The sequence below is a fragment of the Massilia agrisoli genome (assembly GCF_020831365.1).
Lineage (GTDB): Bacteria > Pseudomonadota > Gammaproteobacteria > Burkholderiales > Burkholderiaceae_D > Telluria_A > Telluria_A agrisoli.
Window position 1 is genome coordinate 1 of sequence record NZ_JAJHPV010000003.1, and the last position, 985, is coordinate 985.

The window sequence follows — 985 nt, forward strand, 5'->3', positions numbered from 1 at the left end:
GGGCGCTTACCACGGTAGGATTCGTGACTGGGGTGAAGTCGTAACAAGGTAGCCGTATCGGAAGGTGCGGCTGGATCACCTCCTTTCTAGAGTAGCACCGGCCTAGAGCCAATTCATTGAGCGTCCACTCTTATCGACTGTTGAAATTAGAAGAAACAGTAGCAGTGTCCAAGTCGGGGCTGTAGCTCAGCTGGTTAGAGCACCGTGTTGATAACGCGGGGGTCGTTGGTTCGAGTCCAACCAGCCCTACCAACGCGGTCAAGAATTGGGGGATTAGCTCAGCTGGGAGAGCACCTGCTTTGCAAGCAGGGGGTCGTCGGTTCGATCCCGTCATCCTCCACCACTCTACTTAATATCTTGAAAGTGCAAACGTAAGCATAGATGCTTAGGTTTGATCTTTTAGAGATCATTAGCTGTTTCGTTCTTTAACAATCTGGAAGAAGTAAAGTTTTATTAAGCGTGTTCTGTAAAAGGAGCACACTTAGGGTAGTAGTAAAACTCATCAAACACAGTAATAAATGAAGTCTTGCTTGGAACTGTAACGATCCCTGGCAACAGGGGCTAACGTTATAGGGACAAGTGAATAAGTGCACATGGTGGATGCCTTGGCGATTACAGGCGATGAAGGACGTAGTAGCTTGCGATAAGCTGCGGGGAGTGAGCAAACACACTTTGATCCGCAGATTTCCGAATGGGGAAACCCGGCCTTTTAGGTCATTGCATACTGAATACATAGGTATGCAAAGCGAACGCGGCGAACTGAAACATCTAAGTAGCTGCAGGAAAATAAATCAACCGAGATTCCCAAAGTAGTGGCGAGCGAAATGGGATGAGCCTGCATGATTTAGCATGACGCATAGTGGAACAGATTGGAAACTCCGGCCATAGCGGGTGATAGCCCCGTACACGAAATGCGATGTGTGGAACTAAGTATGCGACAAGTAGGGCGGGACACGAGAAATCCTGTCTGAACATGGGGGGACCA

General features: G+C 48.6%; 2 tRNA genes and 2 rRNA genes. All 4 read left to right on the forward strand.

The annotated features are described in order from the left end of the window. A 16S ribosomal RNA gene (locus LMJ30_RS01345) occupies positions 1–86 on the forward strand; the annotation flags it as partial. An 89-nt stretch (positions 87–175) separates the two neighbouring features. Continuing rightward, positions 176–252 (forward strand) — tRNA-Ile (locus LMJ30_RS01350). 15 nt (positions 253–267) lie between these two features. Beyond that, a tRNA-Ala gene (locus tag LMJ30_RS01355) sits at positions 268–343 on the forward strand. Positions 344–573: 230 nt separating this feature from the next. Further along, positions 574–985 (forward strand): 23S ribosomal RNA (locus LMJ30_RS01360); the annotation flags it as partial.